Genomic DNA, 22,106 nt, shown 5'->3' with positions numbered 1-22,106 from the left:
TATGTCTGAAAACATCCAATTGAAGATAGAAGAACTAAGAGAAGAACTCCACCAACACAATTATAATTACTATATTTTAGACGAACCAAGCATTTCAGATTTTGAATTTGATACAAAGCTTAAAGAACTTCAAGATTTAGAAAAACAACATCCTGAATTTGCAGACGCTAATTCTCCAACTTTGCGTGTTGGTGGCGGTGTAACCAAAAATTTCCCGACAGTTCTGCATCAATTCAGAATGTATTCTTTGGATAATTCTTACGATTTTAATGATCTTGAAGATTGGGAAAAACGAATTATTAAAACCATTGATGAGCCCGTAGAATTTGTTGCTGAATTAAAATACGACGGCGCTTCTATCTCTATTTTATATGAAAACGGAAAACTTTCTCAAGCTGTAACGCGTGGTGATGGTTTCCAAGGGGACGAAATCACGAATAATGTGAGAACTATTTCGGATGTTCCTTTAAAATTGAAAGGTGATTTTCCTGAAAAATTCTTCATGCGCGGTGAAATTTATTTAACGAGAAAAAATTTCGATAAAATTAACCAACAGCGTGAAGAAGAAGGTTTAGACTTGTTTATGAACCCAAGAAATACAGCAAGTGGAAGTTTAAAAATGCAAGATTCTGCGGAGGTTAGAAAACGTGGACTTTCGGCAGTTTTATATCAATATATCGCAGAGGAATTTCCTGCTCAAACCCATTGGGATGTTTTATCTAAGGCTAAAAACTGGGGATTTAAGGTATCTGAAGATCAAGCAAAATTGTGCACAAGTTTAGATGATGTTAAAAATTTCATCAACTTTTGGGATGCTGAGCGTCACAATTTACCTTTTGAAATAGATGGAATTGTGATAAAAGTAAATTCTCTTCAACAGCAGAAACAATTGGGTTACACCGCAAAATCTCCGCGTTGGGCGATGTCTTATAAATTCAAAGCTGAAAAAGTAGAAACAGAACTTTTAAGTGTTTCTTATCAAGTCGGAAGAACTGGAGCCATAACCCCTGTTGCTAATTTGAAACCTGTTTTGTTGGCCGGAACCATCGTAAAAAGGGCTTCTTTGCATAATGAAGACATCATAAAAAAATTGGACTTGCACGAAAATGATTTTGTGTATGTAGAAAAAGGAGGTGAAATTATTCCTAAAATTGTTGGCGTAAATACAGAAAAAAGGACGTCTGAAAGTCGAGAAATAGAATACATAAAAAATTGTCCAGAGTGCGGAACTGAATTGGTGAAAATTGAAGATCAAGCCATACATTTTTGCCCAAACGATCTGCATTGTCCGCCACAAGTTGTAGGAAGAATGATACATTATGTTTCTAGAAAAGCTTTGAATATAGAAAATCTGGGCAGCGAAACCATAGAACAGCTTTACCGAGAAAAACTGATTGAAAATCCTGCCGACTTTTATGCTTTAACCAAAGAACAACTGCTTCCATTGGATAGAATGGCGGAGAAATCTGCTCAAAATATTATTGATGGTATCGAAAAATCCAAACAAATTCCATTTGAAAAAGTTTTATACGGAATCGGAATTAAACATGTAGGCGAAACCGTTGCTAAAAAATTAGTTAAAAATTTTGCTACAATCGAAGATTTGAAAAATGCTACAATTGAAGAACTTACACAAGTGGAAGACATCGGTGGGAAAATTGCCGTAAGCATAGTTGATTTCTTCCAAAATCCTGAGAATAATCTTATGATTGAACGCTTGAAAAATTATGGTGTTCAATTGGAAAAAGGGGAAAGTACGCAGGAAGTTTTAAGCAATGTTTTGGAAGGGAAAACCTTTTTATTTACTGGTAAATTATCGCTTTTCACGCGCGAACAAGCCGAAGAAATGGTGGAAAAACACAATGGAAAAAATATTTCAGCCGTTTCTAAAAATTTAAATTATTTGGTTGTCGGTGAAAAAGCAGGAAGTAAATTGAAAAAAGCTCAGGATATTGGGACAATCACCATTTTGGATGAGCAAGAATTTTTGGATTTGATTAATGAAGGATAAAATTTTCGGCGGCAGCTTCGCTGCCGCCGAAACCCGAGCTCATTCAAAATAAAAAACTAAAATCAATAAACTTTAAAACCTATCATCAAAAGTGATAGGTTTTTTCTTGATATCAATTTTGCTTTTGTAACTTTGAGTAAAAGCTTTAAATATGAGTAACAAAGAATGTTGTAGCAATCCACCTATAAAAAACGACCATGAGCATTCACACTCTCATGATTCTCATGATCATTCTCATGAAACCTCAGACAAAAGCATTTTGCAATTGTTCGCTCCAGCAATTATTTCCTTTGTCGTTTTAATTATCGGAATTCTTTTCGATTATTATTTTAAACCAACTTGGTTTGAGGGTTGGAGTCGAATAATTCTTTATGCAATTGCTTATCTTCCTGTCGGTTGGCCTGTTATAAAAGAAGCTTTTGAAAGTATGAAAAATGGCGATATTTTTTCTGAGTTTTTCTTGATGTCAATCGCAACAATTGGTGCTATTATCATTGGAGAATATCCCGAAGCTGTTGCCGTTATGTTGTTTTATTCCGTTGGTGAAATTTTCCAAAGTTTGGCAGTACAAAAAGCCAAAAACAATATCGCAAGTCTTATGGATCAGCGCCCTGACGAGGTAACTATCATTAAAAATAATCAACATAGAACAGTAAAAGCCAAAGAAGTAAACATTGGACAAAAAATCCTTCTAAAACCTGGTGAAAAATTAGCCCTTGATGGTGAACTTTTTAGTGAACAAGCCTCTTTCAATACTTCTGCTTTAACTGGTGAAAGTAAACCCGACACCAAACAAAAAGGCGATGAAGTATTGGCTGGAATGATTAATCTAAATTCTGTCGCTGAGGTTTTGGTGAAAACAGATTACCAAGATTCCAAACTCAGTAAGATTTTAGAATTGGTACAAAATGCCAATCAGCAAAAAGCACCCACCGAATTATTTATCCGAAAATTCGCAAAAATATACACGCCGATAGTTACTTTTTTAGCATTAGGTATTTTCGTGCTTCCTTATCTATTTGTCGAGGTTTACGATTATAAAACTTGGTTATACCGCGCTTGTATTTTTCTTGTAATTTCTTGTCCATGTGCTTTGGTTATCTCCATTCCTTTGGGTTATTTTGGTGGAATTGGCGCAGGTAGCAAAAACGGAATTCTCTTCAAAGGCGGTAATTTTATCGATGCTTTGGCGTCTATAAAAAATGTAGTAATGGACAAAACAGGAACTTTAACGGAAGGTGTTTTTAAAGTAAAAGACATTCAGATTTCTAAAGATTTTAATGAAAAAGAAATTCTTGAAGTTTTAAACAAATTAGAAAGCCACTCTACACATCCTATTGCAACGGCAATTCATGAATATGTTGGGGAGCAAAATCCTAATTTAATTTTAGAAAATATTGAAGAAATTCCAGGTCGTGGACTGAAAGCCAATTATCAGGGGAAAAACTTTCTGGCAGGCAACTTTAAGCTGATGGAAAAATTTGGAATCACACATGATCTCAATTCTAAAAACTTCACCGAAAGTCTTATCGCTATTGCTTTCGATAATAAATTTGTTGGCTACATTACAATTTCAGATCAAATAAAACCTGAAGCTTCAACAGCAATTGCAGAACTTAAAAAACTAAATATCAACAGCTTTATGCTGAGTGGTGACAAAAAAGAGGTTGTTGAGTCTGTGGCTCAGCAACTCCAAATTAATCATGCTTCGGGTGGACTTTTACCCGAAGATAAAGTTGCTGAACTTAAAAAAATAAGATCTCAATACGGAAGTGTCGCCTTCGTTGGAGATGGCGTTAACGATGCGCCTGTTGTGGCTTTGGCAGATGTTGGTATGGCGATGGGAGGGCTGGGGAGCGATGCGACAATTGAAACGGCAGACGTGGTAATTCAGGATGATAAAGCGACTAAAATCCCTTTAGCGATTAAAATTAGTAAAGCCACAAAAAAAGTAGTTTGGCAAAATATTATTCTTGCTTTTGGTGTAAAAGCTATTGTTCTCATTCTGGGAGCTGGTGGTTTGGCAACCATGTGGGAAGCCGTTTTTGCAGATGTTGGCGTCGCACTTTTGGCGATTCTTAATGCGGTAAGAATTCAGAATATGAATTTTAAAGTTTAGAAATAAATATTATTTAATTCTGAAAAGTCCTAACTTTAATACAGAATTAAAGAATATGGACATCAAAGATAGCTTAGATATTCTACGAATGCCAAGCACTGAGAACGAAGTTTTACTAATATTAATTTCGGTATTGGTAGGGCTTGTTATCGGTGCAGATCGCGAGTATCAAAATAAATCAGCTGGATTAAGAACTTTCATTTTAGTCAGTTTCGGGTCATGTATTTTCACGATTCTGAGTCTTAAAATAGGTGTTGATAATCCGGACCGTTTGGCAGCCAATATTATTACCGGAATTGGTTTTCTTGGCGCTGGCGTTATTTTCAAAGATGATAACAAAATCGGAGGCATAACAACAGCAACCACCATTTGGGCAACCGCTTCGCTCGGGATGGCTGTAGGATCTGGCCATATCTATTTGGCTTTGTTGGGCACTTTTTTGGTAATGTTGATTTTAAGAATTCTGCTATTTCTACAAAACATCATCGACAGCAATAATAAAATTCGGGATTATAAAATTACAACAAGCGTTAACGACTACGAATATTGTCAAATGCTTTTCCGAAAAACGGATTTAAAACAAGAAATTATCAGGCAACAATACGGTAAAGACAGTATTTCTACAACTTGGCGACTTACAGGAAAACTAAGCAAACATCAACAACTCGTTGAGATTTTAATGAAAGATGAAAAAATAAATGCGTATCAGTTTTAATATTTTTAGATTACGAAAATCTTTTAGTATGCTTTAAAAAAAATGTTTATTTTTCGTTATAGCCTAATAAATATTTTAAGATATTTTTTAAGTGATCTTTTAGTTCTGTAAAATAAAGGGTTTCAAAATTCGCATCATTTTCGGCATGAGCAAATTCTTTATAAACCTGTAAGCCATGAATTGCACTGAAAATTGTTCCAGAAATTGTTGAATGGATAAACTCTACTCTTGGTAATTTTGTAAAGACCGCATTTTGATAACCAGACGTGATTAATGCACCATATATGTTTAAAAAATTCATTTGTGACGTTTTCAAAAAATCAATAATATAAGGCGTTTTATTCGATAATTGTTCGCGTTGCATAATGGTATAAAAATCGCGCATACGAATAATTTTACCACAAAACTGATCAATTAACAATACTAATTTTTCCCATTCGTTAAGTTTGGGTTGTGCCAAAATATCTTTTCCAAAACTGATACTTTCGTTCATTCGGTATTCGAAAATACGTTCATAAAGTTTGTCCTTGGAACCGAAATAATAGGAGATCATAGAAATATTAACCTTTGCTTCTTTACAAATCTCACGCGTAGATGTACCGCCAAACCCCTTCTTAGCAAAAAGTTTTTCGGCAGCAAACAAAATATTTTCTTCTTTTGAGATTCTCATTCACATCAATTTTACTTGCAAATGTATCGTATTTAGAAAAACCAAACAACTGATTGATTTTAATTCTTAAAATTTATTTTTTTTGAAATTATGTGTGCTTTTTATGGATATGTCTTGTCAATTTGATGCCCATATCTGTAAGTACAACTTTGGCATTTGCGTTACGAGAAATATGATAACTGGCATCTGTTAATTCTTCCAAAATAGCTTCAATATTGGCACCGCTGATGTAAGTCGAAAAAGCATCCCACCCAAAACCATTGCTATCCAATTTTCTATAAACCAAATTGGGACTTGCATAGTTTTGAAGCAATGCAAGACGGAAAGTTTCTGTACAAAACTCTAAAAATCGAATTTGTTTATCCCTGTTCCATGCGCTGATCTCGTGCGACCAACGGATAATTGCACGCAAAACTTCGGGTTTCTTTTTCGCCATAAAAGCATTACGAACCCATTGGATAAAGAGCTCTTCGAACTCGTTGGCGGAAGTTCCTGCTTCTAAGATTTTAGAAGCGATATTAAGATCACCACGCGATTGGCCGACCACCGTATCAATAGATGATTCTTCCTGATTTGGGAAACGTTTTATCAATTCGTTCTTAATGTCTTCGTCTTCAATACGAGGTACTTCAAGCATTTGACAACGCGATAATATGGTTGGCAAAATAGTATCTATCCTATTAGCACAAAGTATAATATATGTATTTTTGGGCGGTTCTTCTAAGAATTTCAGGATTTTATTCGCCGCTTCTTCATTCATTTTGTCAGCACGCCAAATAATGAGAATTTTGCTACCACCTTCAAAGCTTTTTAAAGCAAATTTGGTGTGCATGTCTTCGGCTTCTTGTGCAGAGATAAAGAATTGTTTTTTTTCGGAATCTAAATAATTGGTCCAATCATCAAAACTAGAATAAGGATTTGCAAGAATCATTTCACGCCATTCTGTGAAATAGCGTTTGCTGAGTGAAATATTTTTTTCGGTAAAAATTGGAAAACTGAAATGCAAATCGAGGTGGTTAAGATGTTCTACTTTTTGCACAGCCAATGGATTTTCTCGCGAAAGAATCTCTTGTGAAAACGCAAGAGCCATCGCTAAAGTGCCATAACCTTCTTCTCCAACAAATAATTGTGCATGCCCTACCCGATTATCATTAATACTTGACAAAAGCTGATGCTTCAATTTTTCTTGACCGACGATTTTTTCCCATTTCATGCCAACAAATATAAAAAATAAGTTCTAGCTTTAGGTCATTTGAGAAGGCTAAATAGCAAGAATGAAATTAATCCCAAAGCACTTAACAAACTTTAACGCCAAATAAATTTTTGAGATTCATTATTAATTAAGATATTTGCGCTTTGATAATAACAACGAATGAAAAAGACTTTTGTCGCATCATTACTTACAGCGGGATTTTACCTACATGCCCAAAGTATTGGTAATTCTCCATATGCAGCCTACGGAATTGGTGATATAAAATATGACAACACAGTAGATGTAAGTTCTATGGGAGGTGTTTCTACTGCTTACATTTGGGATTTCAATAATAATTTCAATTTTAAAAACCCAGCAGCTAATACCAACCTAGAATTGGCAACTATTAAAGTTGAAGGTACCAACGAAAATAACTTTTATAAAACAGATTATAACAATACGAATGTTACCAAACATTCTAATTATCTGTCGAATATTGCCATTGCAATGCCTCTCAGCAAGAAAGTAAAATTCGGATTGGGCTTCCAGCCATATAGTTCTAAACAATACGAGATTCTAAGAACTTTAACGACTTCTGAAGGCAATATCGAAGGCCATAAATACAATGGCAAAGGTACGCTTAACACAATCCAAGCGGCTTTAGGCTATCAAATTACGCCAAGTTTTGCATTAGGTTTGAGAACCAATTATTACTTTGGAAAATTGTACGACATCGAAGAAGTTACTTTCTCTGACGCCGAATTGATAAGCGGTTATTCTAACAGCAACAAAATCAATTCTTTCAATTTTACACTAGGTACAACCTATCAGAAAAAATTCATCAACGATTATAAATTAACACTAGGAGCAACTTACACTTTCGGAACGACTGGTCAAATGGAAAGCGTATACACCAACAGTACTTATTTCAAAGGTATTGGTGATGTTAAAGGTTACGAAACCATCATTGATGAAAAAGAAAGCCGAGATAAAAAATTCTTACCTCAAGAGTTCTCATTGGGTCTAGGTTACGGTCATGAAACCAAATGGTTTGTAGGAACACAGTTGGATTATAAAAATGGCGAAAACTTTAATTTCTTAGGACAAACGCTTAAATATAATAGTTCTTACAAAATTTCTGCAGGAGGCTGGATTGTTCCTAACTACAACAACTTCAGAAACTATTTTTCTCGTGTCATCTACCGTTATGGTGTTTATTATGAAAAAGGAGCGCTCAATATTGGTGGAAAAGACATCAACAAATATGCTATCACAGGTGGTGTAACATTACCTTTCCAAAAAAGTAGTGTAACGAGAATGAACAGCATTGACCTTGGCTTAGAACTAGGACGCAGAGGAACTTTGGAAAACAACCTTATTCAGCAGAATTTTATCAACTTTAAGATAGGTATTAACTTTGCTGATAAATGGTTCGGAAGAAGACTTTACAACTAATATTAAAGATAGTTACTAATGATTTTTAGAATTAGTAAAATATCACAATATACAGCATTAAGAAACAAGATTTTTTTTAGTTTCTTAATGCTTTTTGTTTTGCAATCATGTGAGGAAGACATCACGAAAAAAAAACAAGACAAAAAAACCAATTTCCCTTCGCAAGTGATTTACAATGCGAAAATTGTCCAAAGAGATTCTGGAAAAGTCAAAGTAAAATTCGATGCAGCTTTACTCGAAAAATACGAACTGATTGACTCGCCTTACGTAGAAGCCAAAAAAGGAATTTACCTCGAATATTTTGACAAAAAAAATCCAAAAGTTCCTGGAAAAATTTGGGCCAAATATGCAAGATACGACGAAAAGAAAGATTTCTATTTTGCAAAAGGTCGCGTAAAAATTGTCACCAACGAAGGCCGAACTTTCGTAACAGAAACTATTAATTGGGACAAAAAAAATAGAAAAATGTACACCAAAGACACTGTTTTTGTATCCGATCAAGATGGCAATGTTTTGGTTGGTGCTAACGGTATGGTGGCAAAAGACGATTTTACAGAATACACATTCTACAACAACTCTGGACAATTCAACACCAAAGGATTACCAAAAACTGGCTTATAATGGCTACAAAACATTATTTCGCAATTGGATTAATGTCCGGAACCAGCCTAGATGGCTTGGATATTTGTTATTCAAAATTCTGGAAAACTGATGAACATTGGTCTTTTGAAATTCTACAAGCCGAGACGATTTCTTATTCTGAAACGTGGGAAAATCAACTTCGAAAAGCCAACGAACTCAATGCACCAGACTTGTTCCAGCTTAACTCAGATTACGGGTTTTTACTTGGTGAGTTGACCAAAGCTTTTATCTCAAATCATAATATCGAAAACCTAGATATCATAGGTTCTCACGGACATACGGTTTACCACCAACCTCAAAAAAATTTCACAGTTCAGATAGGCGACGGACGCGCTTTGCAATTGTTGACGAAAAAGAATATCGTTTACGATTTCAGAATGCAAGATGTGCTTTTGGGTGGCAATGGCGCACCGTTGGTCCCGATTGGCGATCAATTGTTATTTTCAGACTTCGAAGCTTGTATTAATCTAGGAGGATTTTCTAATATTTCATTTAAAAAAGAAGATAAAAGAATCGGTTACGACATTTGCCCTGTCAATATTGTTCTTAATTATTTTGCACAGAAACAAGCTTATAATTTCGATAAAGACGGATTTTTAGCAAAACAAGGACAAATTATTCCTGAACTTTTACAAGCATTAAATCAACTTGGATTTTATAAGAAAAATGCGCCTAAATCTTTGGGTTACGAATGGGTAGAAACTGAAATTTTTCCTTTATTAAAAGGCTATTCAGATATCGATATTTTGGCAACTTTTACAGAACATTCTGCCGAACAAATCGCTAAAAATCTAACTGAGAATAATATTAAAAACGCCCTATTTACAGGCGGTGGAACGCACAACGATTATTTAATTAAAAAAATTAAAACAAAAACCAAAACCCAAATCGAGATTCCTTCAAAAGAAATTATCGATTACAAAGAGGCTTTGATTTTTGCTTTTATGGCTGTCCTGAAAATGAATAATCACGTTAACGTTTTGTCATCTGTAACAGGCAGTGGACACGATCATTCATCAGGAATTTTTCTAAAATATTAAAGTTGCTCGATTTTATCAGTCAAAGCATCGATAAAGTTTTTCAATGGTTTCTCCACCATCATCTTGATAAACGGATTGAATTTCCCATCAAACAATAGCTGGACTTCTGTCTGATTATCGCTAATTGGTGACATATTACCTGTCAAAGAAAAATCCAGACTAGAACTTGCAGAAGCCAACACCACTTTTTGCTCTGTAACTTCCTGAATCTTAAGCGCAATCTCAGGCATTCCTTTCAATCCAAATTTGAAACCACCTTCTCTTGCTTCAAAATTTTGCAGACTATCTGGCATCAAAGCTTTATAATCTTCAGCATTTTTCAGCATTTCTGTTAAATCTTTAACCGATTTATTTACGATAATTTTTCGTCCTTCTAGATTCATTTTTCTATTTTTGTAATTATAATTAATAAGCTACGCAAATGTATAAAGTTTTTATCAATGAAAAAAAATTAATCCTTAGTGAAAAGCCTGAAATCGTTGAGCGAAACATAGCTTTTGAACAGGATTTACAATTCGATATTGCGATGGATCTTTTGCAGAATACATCGACCAAAGATGTAGCGATCTACCACAACGATGTGGAAGAATTGTGGTCAAAATTTCAAAATCATTATCAGGTTATCGAAGCGGCAGGCGGCATTGTCATTAATCCTGAAAACAAAATATTGTTCATCTACCGACTCGGAAAATGGGATCTTCCAAAGGGGAAAATAGAATCTGGTGAATCTCGTGATGATGCGGCTTTGCGAGAAGTTGAAGAAGAATGTGGCTTGAGCAATTTGCAACTTTTGGACTTTATCAGCACCACTTATCACATGTATCATATAAAATCCCAGCCTGTCCTTAAAAAAACCTATTGGTACCACATGTCTTATAGCGATGCAAAAACGCCAATTCCGCAAGTAGAAGAAGGCATCACCAAAGTAGAATGGAAAAATAAAGTGGAAATCCAACAAGATGTCGAAAAGTCCACTTTTAATAATATTCTTTTAGTCCTCGAAGATTTTTTATCTAATCACGATATTTCATAAACATTCTATTGCTTGTTCTAGAGCAATTCCACGCGATGCTTTTAGTAAAATATTCTGTGTGATAATAGGATTTTCTTTAAGATAATCGATTAATGCTGATGTATTTTCAAAAGCTAAATCATGGTGATTTACTTTTTTAAATTCTTTTCCGACAGTAATTATTTGATCAAAACTAAGCTGGGATGCTTTTTCATAAATAGATTGATGTTCAGCTTCGCTCTCGTTACCAAGTTCGAGCATATCGCCGATGATAATCGTTTTTGAACCTTCAAATTCTTTAAAATTATCCAAAGACGCCGACATACTGCTCGGATTGGCATTGTAAGTATCTAAAACCAGCGTTTTGTCACCTTTTTTCTGAACTTGCGAACGCATATTGCTCGGAAAATAATTTTCTATAGCTTCTTTAATGTCTTTGAATTCAATTTTAAAATGTAAGCCCAAACTAACTGCCGCCGACAAATTAGTAAAATTATATTGACCTGTTAAGTTGGATAATAATTTTTCGTTTTGATAAATGAGTCCTACAAAATGCTCTTTAGCAAAAACATCATAAACGAAATCGGAAGTTGATTTTCCAAAACTTATTTTGTTGACATAATCTTTAGTTTTCTCCAACTGTATCGCATCTGCTTCGTTAACCAAAATGCATTGTTCATAGGATTTGAGATAATAATAAAGTTCAGACTTTCCTTTGATAACACCTTCGAAACCGCCAAAACCTTCGAGATGTGCTTTTCCAAAATTAGTGATGTATCCTATATTGGGTTTTGCGATTTTACAAAGAGATTCTATTTCTTTTTGATGATTGGCCCCCATTTCGACAACTGCAATTTCGTGTTCAGGTTTAATCGATAGAATTGTTAAAGGCACCCCAATATGATTGTTAAGATTTCCAAAGGTATTTTGTACGTAGAACTTCTTTGAGAGAACTGTGCTGATCATTTCTTTCGTCGTGGTTTTACCATTGCTACCCGTTAATCCTATTATCGGGATTTTTAATTGACTACGATGATAAATCGCTAAGTCTTGCAAGAACTTTAAAGTCGATTCAACATAAAAAATATTACGTCCTGGATTACTAAAAGTAATATCCTCAACAATAACTGCTAAAGCGCCATTTGCAATAGCTTCTTCGGCTTTTTCTGCTGCGTTATAACTTTCACCAGAAAATGCAAAAAAGATGTCGTTATTTTGAAGCTTTCGACTGTCTATGATACAGTTGTTAGCTTTTTTATATAAGTTGTAGAAAGATTCGATATTCATGCTTCAAAATTAAGATTTAAAAAAATAGGAGCATAAAAAAAGCAGTAGAAAATCTACTGCTTAATATGAATTTTTATCTTTTGCTTCGTTTTCCACTATCTTTAGCATCTTGAGCAACACGGAAACCAATCCAACTAAAAGTTCTTCCTTGATCTTTGTATCTTCTGTGTCCTGGATCTAACCAATAAGAAGAATCTAGCCAAGATCCACCTTTAACAACTCTTACTTCGTTAGTGATAGCTGTTGTCACTTGTTTTTTCTGTTTTTCAAGAACAACGTTACCGCTTTTGTCAACAACGAAACCTTTTCTTACAGAATTATACATATTGAATGTACTGTCAGAATTAGCACCAGACATATCTAAAGAAGATTGATAATCGCCGTCTCGATAATTTCTGTCGTCTGCAACAACTTGTTTTTCATATTCACCTGGAAGACCTCTGTATACCAGTTGTCCGTTGGCCATGGTGTCATATTTCATCTCTACATTTCCAACTTTTTTGTAGGTACCGTCTGCATTTTTCTCTGATTTTAAAACAACATTACCTCTGTAATAGTTAAAATCATTAAAGTCTTCATCAATCTGTGGACGATAGATATCTGCTACCCATTCTGCAACGTTACCATACATCCCAAATATACCTAAATCGTTAGATTGATACTTTTTAACATCCGAAGTGGTTGGCGATCCATCATTTTTCCATCCTGCTACACCCGAGTAATCACCTTTACCCATCTTAAAGTTTTCAAGATACATACCTCTGTTACGTCCTTTCTTACCTTTTAGTTTATCAATTTCAGGATTTTTACCTAGGTAATTGTTGTATTTACGGTTCTTTTGCATACCTAAAGCTGCGAATTCCCATTCTACTTCTGTAGGCAATCTGAATTTTTCAACCAAACCAGATGTACCACCTTTGTTAGCGGCTAACAATCTTGTATTAGTTGTCTTAATACCTGTTTGTTTTTGTAACTTATTTTTATCAACAATAGCGTCTAGCTCGGCATCATTGGATTTATACTTATCCATGTTGAAGGTACTTTCACCTTGATAATTGGATTCGTTGGTGTATAGATCTTTTGGAAGAATACCTTTTTGCATTAAAGCTTTTTCGTTGGCACGGTTGGTTAACCAATCGCAATATTTTGTCGCTTGTAGCCAAGAAACACCGACAACTGGGTAATAGTCAAACTCTGGACTACGGAAATAAGTTTCTGAATAAGAATTTCTTGATAACTTATTATTCCATACTAAAGTATCAGGTAAAGCGCCTGAATAAATATTTTTGAAATTAGGATCAGATGGTGGAAATACATATTTCAGCCATGTCGTATATTCTCGATATTCATAATTGGTAATTTCGGTTTCGCCAATGAAATAAGAGCTCACCTGCATACGTCTGGGCGTGTTATTCCAATCATGCATGACATCGTCTTGCACTAATCCCATTGTAAAAGTTCCTCCATCGACATATACCATGCCTGGCCAACCTTTTTGTTTTTGTTGTTTACCCGAAAAGAAATAACCATTCTTCTCGTTTGGTTTCCAACCAGTTTTACTAGTAAAACGTTTCGTCCCACCGCCACTTTTCGTATTACCTCCGCCACAACTTGCAAGTACTAAAGCAGAGCCGATAGCTAGTGAAAACAATTTAATTTGTTTCATAGTTGATATAATCATTTACAAAGTACAAAGAAAAAATAAATATTTTAATAAATCAAATAATGATATGCTTTTTTTCTAACGTGGATAAATAAGTTTTATTGTTATATATCTTTTTTTAGAAATTTTCGTTTATTTTGTAAATTGAATACATACTCAATGAAAAAGAATATTTACTCTTTATTATTTGCTGTTATCTCGCTAGGTGCTTTTGGACAAAAAGTCAACATACAATGGGAAGGAAGCAAAACTTTCGATTTTGGTACCTATAAGCAAAACATGCCTTTTTTTAAAAATAGTGGTTATGATATTGGTTCTCGTGGCGTTACACTAGTTGTCGAAAAAAAGAATGAGGGTAAGGAAATTGTTGTTAAAAACTTTAATTGGGAAAAGGCCAAACCCGAAGATTTGTACGATATTAACCAGGACTTATTGGTAAACACAGATCATTACGAAGCTTCCTATAGTTTTAATGAGCTACAAAATGCTCAAATTGGCACTGCCTACATTCCTGCTTTTAAAAAAGAAGCTAATACTATTTATCGTTTGGTGTCTGTAGATGTCGAATTGTCTAACAACAATCTGATTCTTAAAAAAGGGGATGCTTTGGGAAGTACAGAAAACCCTTTGAAAAGCGGTACTTTTTATAAAATTAAAGTGGACAAATCTGGCGTATTCAAAATTTCTAAAAAATTCTTACAAGATAATGGCATTAATGTTTCTGGGATTAATCCGAAAAACTTTCGTGTCTACGGAAATGGTGGATTAATGCTTCCAGAAAACAATACAGATGCGCGTTACGCAGCACTTCAGGAAAATGCTATCCAAGTTGTGGGCGAAGAAGATGGCGTATGGAATGATCAGGACTATGTGCTTTTTTATGCACAAGGTCCTAATGGATTTAATCTTTACAACCCACAAGATGTAAAAACCAATAATAAAAGAACTGAAACTAGAAAAGATAAAAGTTCTAATTTTATCAATCTATACGAAGATTTTTCTTACTACTTTATTAATTTTGATATCGGTCCAGGAAAAAGAATTAGCGATTACGACATTGCTCCTCCCAATAACCTGATAACGCGCTATGATGACTACCAATATATCAATGAGGAAAAATTTAACTTAATAAAGTTGGGACGTCTTTGGGTTGGTGATGCATTTACAACAAACAAAGAAGTTAAATTTGATCTCCGAACACCGCTTAATGCTAACGATAACATTTCATACAGGACAAGAGTCGTCTCGCTAAATGGTGAAAGGAACCAGATGGAATTTTCCGTAAACGGCAAGGATATTAAAAACCTGAATGTCAGCTCCAAAGACCTCGGACTTTTAGTTAGCAATGGTAATATAACAGATACGCCAACTTCTAGTATTACTTTTTCCTACAAACCGAATACGGCGAATAATCCTTATGGACAATTTTATTGGGATTACGCTGAAGTTAAATACAAACAAGACCTTACCTATAACAACGCTGGACAATTGCCTTTCCGCGATTACAGTATAGAGGAAGCAAGTAATAATCTATATGGCTTTTCTTTATCAAATATTGCAGGCTTAGAGCAAGTCTGGGATGTGTCGGACATTACGAATGTCAAAAGGAAAAATAATCGTAGCGGAAATTCTAATGTGTACAATATCGGCTATATTGCCAATAACACTTATTTCAATAACGAATTTGTCGCTTTTAGTTCATCTGCTGCTTATAATCCAGCATTTGTTGGACGTATAGACCAGCAAAATCTATCTGGGCTTTCCAATGTCGACTACCTCATCATTACACAACCAAACATGATGAATGATGCGCAACGTCTTGCCAACTATCATCGGACAACCAATGCTATGAATGTAGAAGTTGTTGATATTAACAAAATATACAACGAATTTAGTAGTGGAAGCAAAGACATTACAGCCGTAAGAGATTTTGTATCTAAACTTAATTCGCCCAAAGGTACTTTGAAATACGTCTTTTTACTTGGAGACACCTCTTATGATTTCAAAAACAGATTGGCTAATAATACAGACGTTATTCCAAGTTATCAAAGTGAAGAAAGTCACGACTATGCCAATACTTATGTGACCGATGATTATTTTGTAATGACTTCACCACAAACAGTTAATGACCTTGGAAGTATGTTACCAGACATACCTATCGGTCGACTTCCTGCGGCTAATCCTGGAGAAGCTAAATTATTAATTGACAAAACATTAGCCTATTACAATGCACTCCCTGGTCAATCTTCCCCTTTTGGTGAATGGCGAATGAAATTGGATTTTGTGGTAGATGACGACGCAGATAATGATTCTCCTTTTCACAATACAATGAATACATCTCTGGTATCAAATTTTGAAACAGGAACCACAAGATCTGAATATAATGTTAGAAAACTATACCTCGATGCTTTTCCTGCGGAAACCTCTGCGGGGGGACAACGTTATCCACAAATTAATCAAGCCATTAGCAATGATGTCGGCAATAGCGCATTCCTTCTTTATTTCGGTCATGGCGGAATCAATGGTTGGTCACAAGAACGAGTTTTAACATCGACCGAAGTTCAAAATTTCAATAATTACACTTCACTTTATAGCAGATTTCCGTTGGTATCTACCATCACATGCGAATTCACGCTTTGGGATGACCCTGCTACTAATTCCGTTGGAGAACAAGTAATTAAGCTTAAATCGGGTGGCGCTGCCAACATGATTACATCAAGTCGCGCCATTGCAGTGGTATATGGGGAACAATTTACAGGTAATTTTACGGAGAGTATTTTCAAATTAAACAACGACAAATTCCGTACTCTAGGCGATTCTTTTCTTGAAGCCAAAAGAAAACAAGGCAACAACATTAATCACTTAAAGGTGAATTATCTTGGTGATCCTGCGATGACACTTTCTCGTCCGCAGCGACTTGCAAAGATTGATGAGATAGAATCTCCAGAACCTGGAAAAATCCGTGCATTGGATTTCGTTAAGGTAAAAGGTCATGTAACAAAGCCAGACGGCACATTAGACAATAGCTTTAATGGGCGTGCTGTAGTCAATATCTATGACAAAAAACTTAAAAAGAAAACCCTCAACAACGACAACAATCCTAAGATGCTTCCTATTTTAGAATATATTGAAGAAGGAAGCCCTATTGTAAAGGCTTCGGGACAAGTCGTTAATGGAAATTACACCATTGAATTCTATGTACCCAAAGATATTAATTATGACTTGGGATCTGGTAGAATTCTAATCTATGCTGACAACAAATCCCACGACGTTTTCTATAACGGATCGGTAACTATTGGTGATATCAACCCTAACGGAATTAACGACACCGAACCTCCGAAAGTTAATCTTTACATGAATAATATTAACTTTGCTAACGGTGGTATTACAGATCAAAACCCAATGCTTTTAGCCTGCGTTACGGACAATATCGGGATAAATTCTACAGGCTCTGGTATTGGGCATGATATAACTGTTCTTTTGGACGGCGAGGTTATCAATACCAAAGTGCTTAATGATTATTTCTCTGCGGGAGAAGGCAATGGTTGTGTTAATCCGAGCCTGGCTGATTATCAAAAAGGAAATGTGAGTTATCCTTTCCGCAATTTGAAACCTGGAGAGCATCAATTAACATTTAAAGTTTGGGATATTAACAATAATTCAACGACCTCTACGTTAAACTTTGTAGTGAAAGACGAAAGCCAGCAACAATTGATCATCAACAGACCGCTTAATTGGCCAAATCCTTTCACCAACAAAACATATGTACAGTTCGAGCACAATTGTGATGATATTTTGGACGTTAATGTTCAGATATTTACCATTACTGGAAAACTGGTAAGAACACTAAGTAACTCCATAACCGCTGAACCATTTTTAGAAGGTTACAGAACGCCAAGACAAGCTATCGAATGGGACGGAAAAGATGACTTTGGAGATACCGTAGCAAAAGGTACATATATTTTTAAGATATTTGCAAAAAGTCAAAACCAAGACAAGTGTAAAGGCAGCGCCACAGCAGTCGAAAAAATGGTATTATTAAAATAGCAAAATATAAATATTTAAACGGTAAATTTTACCAATAACTAACTAATTATGAATTTTACAAAAAAACTCTTTTTAGGTTTGGGTTTAGGGATGAGCATAGCCGCCTACTCTCAGTCTGACTACACAGTACTAACAGGAGCTCCTTTTTTAAGAATTTCGCCAGACGCAAGAGCAGGAGGTATGGGAGATCAAGGGGTTGCGACATCAACTGATGTTTTTTCACAATTTTGGAACGCAGCAAAATATCCTTTCGCGAAAAACACTTCTGGTGTTGGGGTTAACTATACGCCCTATATGAGTAAACTGACCAATGATGTATTTTTATTATACGGATCTTTTTACACATTTTTAGGTGATGATGAAAGATCAACGTTGAGTGCTAGTATCTACTATTTCAATATGGGACAAGTAGATTTAACATCATTAGTTGGTAACGAAGTTATCTCTGGTGGTACAACCAAACCAAACGAATTCTCTATCGATGTTGCTTATGGTCTTAAACTATCTGACTACTACTCTATGGCGGTTACTGGTCGTTTCATCAGATCAGACTTAGGCGGTAGTTTCAATTCTGACAATACTTTACAACCTGCTAACACCTTTGCAGTAGATGTTTCTGGTTACTATAGATCACCTAAGCATCAAAGTATTGGTGACTACGAAGGTCGTGTTAATGCTGGTTGGGCAGTACAAAATCTAGGTCCTAGATTAGACTATACGGGTGACGAAAATTCTCGCTCTTATCTTCCGACAATGGCAAGATTGGGTGTTGGCTATGACTTATTCATCGACGACCTTAACAGATTCAGTATCAGTGGTGAAGCATCCAAACTTTTAGTTCCTGGTCCAGAAATCGCAGAATATGACGCCAATGGAAAACCTGTATTCAGAATTCCGAATGTTGGGGTAATGGAAGGTATCGGAAAATCTTTCGGTAACAAAAAAAGTATCATGTTCTCGGGCGCGGCAGAATATTCTTATGATGATGCCTTTGCAATCCGTGCTGGGTACTTTACAGAAAGTCCAGAGCAAGGCGCTAGACAATATGCAACAGTGGGTGTAGGTCTCAAATATCAATCTTTCGGTTTAGATTTATCATACTTAGTTAATATGTCAAAAGTAAATAGTGCTTTAGACAATACACTTAGATTTGGTCTAACTTGGAACATCGGAGGTGAAACTTACAACTCTCAAGATTATTAATAATTAATCTGATAATATTTCAAAATGCCTCAAATATGAGGCATTTTTCTTTTATTTTTGTTATATGAATTATACTGCGGAACTCAAAAAATTTCTGACAAGCCAATATATTTTTGCAGGGACAAGAATAGCGCTTGCCATTGTTATTCCAAGTATTATTTTGGCGCATTTCGGTTTGTTACAAGAATATTTTTTATTCCCAATGGGCACGAGCTTTGTCGGATTAACAGATCAACCAGGACCTTTCGTAAGACGACGAAATACATTAGCCTTTGCCGTTATTTCTTATTTTTTAGTTGCATTAATAGCCAGTCTCGTCAAAGATTTTCAGTGGATCGTCTATTTGGAAATCATAGTTTTTGGAATGTTTTTCTCATTGATTGGCGTCTATGGAAGTCGACTCGCGGGCGTTGGTTCGTTATCATTAGTGGTTCTCAGCATTTTTATCGATGGGCATCTCACGGGGGATGATGTTTTCCATAGCTTAATCGTATTTTTAGCAGGTTGTATTTGGTTTATCATTGTATTCCTAGTCGTTTCTACATTACAACCTTACAAATTAGCAAGTCAAATGGTGGGCGAAAACTACCTCGAACTTGCCGATTATTTAAGAATTAAAGCCAAATTTTATAAAAAAAATGAAAATGTCGATGGCCTCATCAACCAATTGATTGCACAACAAATAAAAATAAAAGAACAACAAGAAGCAACCCGAGAAATCGTTTTTAAAACCAGAAAAATCGTAAATGAATCTACGACACAAAGTAGAATCCTGATGTTAATGTTCCTGAATTCAATTGATTTATTTGAAAAACTTTTAACTTCAGAAAACGACTATCGAAAACTAAATCATGTTTTTGGAGAAACTAAAATCCTAAACCAAATGCACGATTATCTGATGAATATGGCCAACGAGATTACCAACATTGGTATCGCTTTACAAGGCAACATCAGAACCAAAGAACAATATAATTTTGATAAAGAATTAAAAAATATTTACCACCAATTTTACGAACATCGCGCAGAAGTCATCAATGCAGATAACCTAGAAGATTTCATGCTTTTGCGTCAGGTTTTGATGAGAATAACAGAAGTTACGGACGAAATCAAAACTATTTTCCGTGTCTTTGACCAAGATATAAAACTTGCCAAAAGTCTTTCTACAGGACTGGATCTTAACAAGTTTGTTCCAAAAGAAGAACGCCTCAACCGCAAGGTTTTGTTGAGCAATATCTCTTTGCATTCTGGGCATTTCCGCCATGCCGTTCGTGTGACTTTAGCCTTATTTATTGGTTATATCATCTCGAAACTCGAGTTTTTAGGAATCGGTCATGCCTATTGGATTATGATTACGATAACTGCTATTTTGAAACCCGCTTACAGCACAACCAAGCATCGCAATCTCCTCAGACTGTATGGCACCGTCGCAGGAGGCATCGCGGCATATATCCTTTTGTATTACATCACCGACCAAAGTCTATTGCTAGCTATATTGTTAACGACAATGACTTTATGTTTTAGTCTCTTAAAATCAAAATATTTTTGGGCTGTATTTTTTATGACCATTTATGTTTTTCTCTCGTTTAATTTTTTAAAACCAGGGAATATTAATCTCATTTTTAAAGACAGAATTATAGATACGGCTATTGCAGGCGCAGTGACATTTTTGGTTGCCTATTTTGTATTTCCGGTTTGGGAATACACCCAAAATTTGCAACTGATGAAAAAATCAGGAAAAAGCAACCTCGATTATTTTCGGGTGGTGATGGATCTTTTCATTAACAAAAAAGAAAACGATGAAGACTATCGTCTCAAAAGAAAAAACGCCATTATCGACCTTGCCAACTTATCCGACAACTTTCAACGAATGATTTCGGATCCAAAAGATCAACGAAAAAAATTAGAAACAGTTCATCAATTTGTGACCACTTCTCACCTATTAACAGCTTATACCGCGTCTTTGTCTCAGTTTGCTAAAAATCAAGAGTTGTATCCCGAAATTGATAGCCAAAGTTGGAAAATAAAAATTTCGTCAGAACTTATTAGAAGCAATTCGCTGTTGCGTAAGGAAGAATTTGATTACGAAATTATCGACCAAAGCAAAATAGAACCCGACGATCACGTGGACGAACTTCTAGAAAAACGCCGACAAGAACTTGATGAAAGAGACTATATTGACCATAGAGATCCAACAAAAATAAGTCATTTAACCGAGCTGAAAAACATTCAGGATTTATTAGAACTGATTTATGATGTAGCAAAAGATCAACGAAAAGTGGTCGAAAACTATTACCGACACAAGAATGACTGATTATTGATTATTCCAAAACGACCGAAAAATAATAATCACCAAGCCTTCTCACCTTGACTTCGAAAACATCTTCAAAATTCTGGTCATAGACGCGGGCTTTCACATTAAAATTTTCGCTTGGTTCAAAACTTTGGATGTCGTAATGTTTTTTCAAAGACCAATATTTGGAATGGTGGATTTTGTACAAAGATTCTTTGACACTCCAGATCGCAGTTAAAAAATCGACTTCCGCATCATTATTTATAAAGTCGTTTTCGTGAAGGACAAATTTGTGGCGAATGTGTTTTATTTTTTCTTTTTTGAGTTCGAGGTCGATGCCAACTTTCATCTTTGAAATCGCAATGGCAGCTAATGGGAAAGAATGACTTATGGAAATATTGTAGTCGCTGGGTTCCAAAAAAGGTTCGCCATTTTCTTTGTATAAAATTTTATAACCCGGCAACAATTCCAGTAGCATCTTACGCACCATCAAAAATTCATTAATTTTTTTGGGATGATAATCTTTGACTTTATTATAATTTTCGGGTTCTAATAAAGTATTGATATCTAGATGTTCGTTTTCGTCAAATTTCCAAATCAGAATTTTGGCTTTATCATCAGAAAAATCTTTGTACAAAGGCATGGGAAATAATTAAAACTCAAAATTACTAAATAAAGCAGTTAACACATTATTTATACGTGTTCTTTTTAGTTTTAAATAATTGAGTATTGAGCGTTGTTAGGGCTTTGAGCCCTAACA

At 35.2% G+C, this 22,106-nt stretch carries 16 protein-coding genes; 10 read left to right on the top strand and 6 right to left on the bottom strand.

Features of this window, described 5'->3' with window-relative positions; genetic code table 11:
* The first annotated feature begins 1 nt into the window (after position 1).
* The 3 genes from ligA to G6R40_RS00765 all read left to right on the top strand — a co-directional run bounded on the left by ligA (position 2) and on the right by G6R40_RS00765 (position 4,845).
* Positions 2-2,011 (top strand): NAD-dependent DNA ligase LigA, encoded by a 2,010-nt coding sequence (gene ligA, locus G6R40_RS00775; RefSeq protein ID WP_165130616.1) that lies wholly within the window; start codon positions 2-4, stop codon positions 2,009-2,011.
* A 151-nt stretch (positions 2,012-2,162) separates the two neighbouring features.
* Entirely contained in the window at positions 2,163-4,130 is a 1,968-nt protein-coding gene (locus G6R40_RS00770; protein WP_165130614.1) for a heavy metal translocating P-type ATPase, read from the top strand.
* 55 nt (positions 4,131-4,185) lie between these two features.
* Complete coding sequence (locus G6R40_RS00765; RefSeq protein WP_165130612.1) at positions 4,186-4,845, top strand: MgtC/SapB family protein; 660 nt, start codon at positions 4,186-4,188, stop codon at positions 4,843-4,845.
* Positions 4,846-4,891: 46 nt separating this feature from the next.
* Here the strand turns inward: G6R40_RS00765 and G6R40_RS00760 are convergent, their stop codons facing one another.
* Together G6R40_RS00760 and G6R40_RS00755 are read right to left on the bottom strand one after the other, a co-directional pair.
* The gene (locus G6R40_RS00760; RefSeq protein ID WP_165130611.1) at positions 4,892-5,515 is read right to left on the bottom strand and encodes a TetR/AcrR family transcriptional regulator; all 624 of its coding nucleotides are present in this window, start codon (positions 5,513-5,515) and stop codon (positions 4,892-4,894) included.
* Positions 5,516-5,603: 88 nt separating this feature from the next.
* Positions 5,604-6,728 (bottom strand): ATP-binding protein, encoded by a 1,125-nt coding sequence (locus G6R40_RS00755; RefSeq protein WP_165130609.1) that lies wholly within the window; start codon positions 6,726-6,728, stop codon positions 5,604-5,606.
* Positions 6,729-6,887: 159 nt separating this feature from the next.
* On the opposite strand from G6R40_RS00755, the gene G6R40_RS00750 reads away from it, so the two are divergent.
* The 3 genes from G6R40_RS00750 (at position 6,888) to G6R40_RS00740 (ending at position 9,844) form a co-directional block, all read left to right on the top strand.
* On the top strand, positions 6,888-8,162 hold the full coding sequence (locus G6R40_RS00750; RefSeq protein WP_165130607.1) for a hypothetical protein: 1,275 nt from the start codon (positions 6,888-6,890) through the stop codon (positions 8,160-8,162).
* A gap of 87 nt (positions 8,163-8,249) precedes the next feature.
* Positions 8,250-8,783 carry an LPS export ABC transporter periplasmic protein LptC gene (locus tag G6R40_RS00745; RefSeq protein ID WP_262887681.1) on the top strand — a complete coding sequence of 178 codons (534 nt, stop codon included), beginning with the start codon at positions 8,250-8,252 and terminating at the stop codon, positions 8,781-8,783.
* Positions 8,783-9,844: an anhydro-N-acetylmuramic acid kinase gene (locus G6R40_RS00740; RefSeq protein WP_165130605.1), complete on the top strand. Its 1,062-nt coding sequence runs from the start codon at positions 8,783-8,785 to the stop codon at positions 9,842-9,844. The genes G6R40_RS00745 and G6R40_RS00740 overlap by 1 nt, the downstream gene beginning before the upstream one ends.
* Here the strand turns inward: G6R40_RS00740 and G6R40_RS00735 are convergent.
* The gene (locus G6R40_RS00735; RefSeq protein WP_165130604.1) at positions 9,841-10,227 is read right to left on the bottom strand and encodes an SRPBCC family protein; all 387 of its coding nucleotides are present in this window, start codon (positions 10,225-10,227) and stop codon (positions 9,841-9,843) included. The two genes, G6R40_RS00740 and G6R40_RS00735, sit on opposite strands and share 4 nt — an antisense overlap.
* Positions 10,228-10,265: 38 nt before the next feature.
* Between G6R40_RS00735 and G6R40_RS00730 the strand changes: the two genes are divergently transcribed.
* Positions 10,266-10,877 carry an NUDIX hydrolase gene (locus tag G6R40_RS00730; protein ID WP_165130603.1) on the top strand — a complete coding sequence of 204 codons (612 nt, stop codon included), beginning with the start codon at positions 10,266-10,268 and terminating at the stop codon, positions 10,875-10,877.
* Here G6R40_RS00730 and G6R40_RS00725 read toward each other — a convergent pair.
* Complete coding sequence (locus tag G6R40_RS00725) at positions 10,872-12,143, bottom strand: UDP-N-acetylmuramoyl-tripeptide--D-alanyl-D-alanine ligase (RefSeq protein ID WP_165130602.1); 1,272 nt, start codon at positions 12,141-12,143, stop codon at positions 10,872-10,874. The two genes, G6R40_RS00730 and G6R40_RS00725, sit on opposite strands and share 6 nt — an antisense overlap.
* Positions 12,144-12,216: 73 nt before the next feature.
* A complete protein-coding gene (gene gldJ, locus G6R40_RS00720; RefSeq protein ID WP_165130601.1) occupies positions 12,217-13,809 on the bottom strand; it encodes a gliding motility lipoprotein GldJ in 1,593 nt (530 codons plus the stop codon).
* Between the two features lie 156 nt (positions 13,810-13,965).
* Between gldJ and porU the strand changes: the two genes are divergently transcribed.
* The 3 genes from porU (at position 13,966) to G6R40_RS00705 (ending at position 21,367) form a co-directional block, all read left to right on the top strand.
* Positions 13,966-17,853 (top strand): type IX secretion system sortase PorU, encoded by a 3,888-nt coding sequence (porU, locus tag G6R40_RS00715; RefSeq protein WP_165130600.1) that lies wholly within the window; start codon positions 13,966-13,968, stop codon positions 17,851-17,853.
* Between the two features lie 48 nt (positions 17,854-17,901).
* Positions 17,902-19,056, top strand: coding sequence for a type IX secretion system outer membrane channel protein PorV (porV, locus tag G6R40_RS00710; RefSeq protein WP_165130598.1), 1,155 nt, complete (start codon positions 17,902-17,904; stop codon positions 19,054-19,056).
* Between the two features lie 64 nt (positions 19,057-19,120).
* The gene (locus G6R40_RS00705; RefSeq protein ID WP_165130596.1) at positions 19,121-21,367 is read left to right on the top strand and encodes an FUSC family protein; all 2,247 of its coding nucleotides are present in this window, start codon (positions 19,121-19,123) and stop codon (positions 21,365-21,367) included.
* Between the two features lie 7 nt (positions 21,368-21,374).
* On the opposite strand, the gene G6R40_RS00700 is transcribed toward G6R40_RS00705, so the two are convergent.
* Positions 21,375-21,989 (bottom strand): 4'-phosphopantetheinyl transferase family protein, encoded by a 615-nt coding sequence (locus G6R40_RS00700; protein ID WP_165130594.1) that lies wholly within the window; start codon positions 21,987-21,989, stop codon positions 21,375-21,377.
* Positions 21,990-22,106: the final 117 nt, after the last annotated feature.

This window comes from Chryseobacterium sp. POL2, assembly GCF_011058315.1.
Lineage (GTDB): Bacteria > Bacteroidota > Bacteroidia > Flavobacteriales > Weeksellaceae > Soonwooa.
Note: the sequence above shows the minus strand (reverse complement) of the source record. Positions and strands in the feature narration are given on the sequence as shown.